At 58.8% G+C, this 3,685-nt stretch carries 3 protein-coding genes; all 3 read right to left on the bottom strand.

All coding sequences use genetic code 11. From position 1 onward, the window contains the following. Positions 1 to 216: 216 nt before the first annotated feature. The 3 genes from ABX749_RS25715 to ABX749_RS25705 all read right to left on the bottom strand — a co-directional run bounded on the left by ABX749_RS25715 (position 217) and on the right by ABX749_RS25705 (position 3,017). Complete coding sequence (locus tag ABX749_RS25715) at positions 217 to 903, bottom strand: ABC transporter ATP-binding protein (RefSeq protein WP_372898525.1); 687 nt, start codon at positions 901 to 903, stop codon at positions 217 to 219. Between the two features lie 12 nt (positions 904 to 915). After that, a complete protein-coding gene (locus tag ABX749_RS25710; protein WP_372898524.1) occupies positions 916 to 2,082 on the bottom strand; it encodes an ABC transporter permease in 1,167 nt (388 codons plus the stop codon). Between the two features lie 107 nt (positions 2,083 to 2,189). Further along, on the bottom strand, positions 2,190 to 3,017 hold the full coding sequence (locus ABX749_RS25705; RefSeq protein WP_372898523.1) for a hypothetical protein: 828 nt from the start codon (positions 3,015 to 3,017) through the stop codon (positions 2,190 to 2,192). Positions 3,018 to 3,685: the final 668 nt, after the last annotated feature.

Raw genomic sequence — 3,685 nt, 5'->3', positions numbered from 1 at the left:
GCGAAGGCCCGAAAGACCGTGTTGATCTGTTCGCCGAGGTCCGCCAAGGCAACGTTCGACATGTTTCCCCGCGAGCGTCGTTTTGTCGTCGAAGTCATGATCGAAGGGCCTTTGCAGATGTGGTTCGGCAGTCGCGTACCCCGACACGCCACCATGCCGATTGGCGTGGCATTGTAGCCGGGGGGACGCGACTAGATCAACCGAAGTATTTGCAGTCTATGCGGCGTCGACGGAAGGCAACGACGCGCGGTCGTCGACGATTTTGCCATTGCGAAGCTTGAGCACGCGTTTGGCTCGTTCGGCCGCTTCCGGGTTGTGCGTGACCATCACGATCGTCCGCCCTTCGCGGTTGAATTCCTCGAAGTAACCGATCACCTGCTCGCTGGTTTCTGGATCCAAATTCCCCGTCGGTTCGTCCGCCAGGATCACGGCCGGATCATTGGCTAGCATCCGCGCCAGCGCGACTCGCTGCTGCTGGCCGACACTCAATTCGGTCGGTTTGTGATCCAGGCGATCGCCCAGGCCAACCCGCTCCAGCAGCTCGGCGGCTCGGTCGCGTTGCTCGGCGACGTTCTTACCAGCCAGGTACAGCGGGATCTGCACGTTCTCTTGAGCCGACAGGTAGGGGATCAGATTGAAGGTCTGAAACACAAACCCGATGTCCGTCTTCCGCAACCGAGCACGTTCGTCGGTGTTCAAATCGTACATCGACTGCCCGTTCAACAGCACTCGTCCCGAGCTGGGCGAGAGCATCCCGCCGAGCATCACCAGCAGCGAACTTTTGCCGCTGCCGCTGGGCCCGATCAACGACACAAAGTCGCCTTTGGGAATCTCCAACGTCGCATCGTCTAGCGCCACCACGCTCTGGCGGTGCATTTCATAGGTCTTGGTTACATTTTGCATCGACAACATGGTTTAAACCTCCTTGAAGGATGTGACGGGGTCCAGACGTGCCGCGTTGCGGGCTGGGAAGTAGCTGGCCAACAGCGCCGTGCCAACCGAAATCCCGATCGCCCAAAACGCCAGCACCGGCATGGGCAGCACGGGCACGTTGGCCAGACGAGGCCCCAGGGTGACCGCAAGGGTGGTGCCGATCACGTATCCGCCCACGCTCCCGGCAGCGCCCAACAGCAAGGCTTTGAGCATGAAGATTCGCAGGATCAATTTGGATTCCGCACCCAACGACATCAGCGTGCCGATTTCGCGGCGGCGTTCGTAAACGTTGGCGAACATAAAATTGGCGATGCCCGCGCCGCCGATCACCACAATGATCGCCACAAACACCATCGACAGTTTTTCCATCATGCCGTTGACCTTGGTCTGTGTGGCCACCACCTGGGCGACCGTCACGACTTTGGCATCGGGCAACAAGTCGTTGACGTTGTCGACCAGCCCCGCCGAAATCTCTTTGCAGCAGCCCACAATTTCAATACAGCTGACCACCGCGTCCTGGTTGGACATCTCTTGCACTGTGTGCAGGTGAGCAAAGATTCGTGAGTCGTCGACGGTTCCCGTTTCCGGCAACACCGCGACGACCGAAAACTGTTTGCCCATCAACTCCAGCGATTGGCCTTCCTCGATTCCCATCACCGCCGCCGTGTCGGCACCCACCAGGGCTTCGTCGGTCGCCAGGTCGTCGATGACGCGGTTGCGAACGAGCGTCTTGGGGTCTTCGGATTCGCTCGAGCCGCCGACGTCGATCGCTCCACAGCCGATCGGCCGCGAGAAGATCCCGGCACCGCCCCAGGCCGCTTTGGCTTGGAATTCACTCTTGGGCAGGATCCCCGTCAGCGTGAAGGAACGACCGTCGAGTTCCACCGGCACGCACAACTTGGGGGAAAGGTTGTCGACGCCGGCGAGGTTCGACATCGTCAACCGCAACGCGTATTCCTCGGGAATCGTTTCGTTGTGCATGTCGGCCGAGTAGTAGTCCTGCAGCGTCACGGACTTGGGTAATACCAACACGTTGGCACCCAAACTGTCCATTTCCCGGGCCACGGCCATCTCGGAATAGTAGGTGATGTTCTTGATCGCGATGACGGTGGTGATCCCCAGCAGGATGCCCGTAAAAATCGTGATCATCTGGCTCTTTCGCTCGAACAGCTCGCGCCAGACTAATGTCCTCAAGTTCATTGCGTTGTCTCCTTACTCAGTAGCGAATAGGGTGGTGGGGCGAATCGGACGGTGGGCTATTTTTGTGCGGGAGCACAATTTCCGCCGGGACAGCACTGCTGGCCGGGAGCACATTGGCCGCCGGGACCACATTGCCCGTCGGGGCAACAAGCAGAGCTGAGTGCGGTCAGCTTCTCGACGATCTGCTCTTTGCTGGCATGCTTGGCAAAGGTCGCCACCGCCTGGCCGGGCGGAGTCAGCACGACCATGGTTCCGTCGCTGGCCGACGGTTCGACGCCCAGTGACTTTAGAAAACTGTGTTCCGACGCTTCGGTGGGGTCGATGTTGACGATCTGCGTCGAAGCGGCAAAACGCTGGTCGCGGGTCAATTCCAGGGCGCCTGGAAACGCCGTGGCATCACCGGCAGGCTGCACGCACAGCAGCACCAACTTGCGATCCTGCATCGCCTTCAGCGTGGCGGCGGTGCCGGGGCTGACGATCGCGTCCCGCAATTGTTGGGCTTCGAAGGACACCGGCAGTCCGCGAGTCACCGCACCGTTGGGGGCGACCGCCAGGGCTAAAGGCATGGGAGCGCGGTCGACGCCGAACTGTTTCACGATGGCCGCGTTTCCGGGGTCGGTAATCTGCACGCGGATCGCGTCGGCGACCTCCGCCATTTCGCCGGTTGTCTGCTGAAAGACCGTTTGCATCGATTCGGTCTGCCGGTCCTCCTGTTTCCAGAAGTAAATAAACAGATACTTGCCATCTTGGGCAGCCTTTTGCATCGCAGCGACCGCTTGTGGCGAAGTGACCTGTTGGGCTTTGAGTGAAGCGATCGGCGCGAGCGACCATCCGGCGATTGTCAAAGCGGCTAGCATGCGAACATGCAACTTCATGCGTTTCATTGAAAATCCTTTGCACTGAAGAAACGAAATCTCCGTCATCGAAAAACGGAGAAGCACGCCAGGACGGCGGCTCCATGATCTATATGCGTCCAGGCGAATGTATATGGATATTCGCCTATGCGGATATAGTGCGTCCAGCCCAATTTCGAGAATTCCGCAGCCGGTCAGCAAAAGGCTGCTGTCGCGGCGGCGGCAGCGGCTCGGGAATCAAGGATTTTCCCGAGTCAAATGAAACGCAGTGGGATGCATCGGAGTCGACAAAATTTTTTGATAACTCGCGTTGACGAATGAGTGAGCACGACGGCAGCAAAGCGACTTGAGTTGCGTCCGATGGTGGGTTGATCGTCATTGGACGGGGGAGGATGTCACGCGTCCAGTTGCAAACGGAATGCGATTGCTGCGGTGCAGTTACGTCGCAGGGGTGAGGATCCGGTAGTCAAAGCGAGGGATCGACGGAGCGTTCACTGAAAGGATGCGGCAGTCCAAAACGATCTGGATTGCCACTGGGTTACCGTTGGAGTCCTTGCCTGTATGCAGCGATAGCAATGTTCAGCGTCAATCGCAACACGACAGAAAACAACCGCTCTGTCCGCGAGTCCCCCGCCAGCAGCGATAGCTTTCCCTTCTTAAATTTTCTAACCCCTTATTTTTTAACCAGCGCCTCCATC

Source organism: Stieleria sp. (assembly GCF_041595215.1).
Classification (GTDB): Bacteria; Planctomycetota; Planctomycetia; order Pirellulales; family Pirellulaceae; genus Stieleria; species Stieleria magnilauensis.
This window is presented reverse-complemented; position numbering and strand designations above follow the sequence as displayed.

Coding starts and splice junctions, on each gene's coding strand:
- ABX749_RS25715 (WP_372898525.1), bottom strand. CDS start 903: ATGCAAAATGTAACCAAGACCTATGAAATGCACCGCCAGAGCGTGGTG.
- ABX749_RS25710 (WP_372898524.1), bottom strand. CDS start 2,082: ATGATCACGATTTTTACGGGCATCCTGCTGGGGATCACCACCGTCATC.
- ABX749_RS25705 (WP_372898523.1), bottom strand. CDS start 3,017: ATGAAACGCATGAAGTTGCATGTTCGCATGCTAGCCGCTTTGACAATC.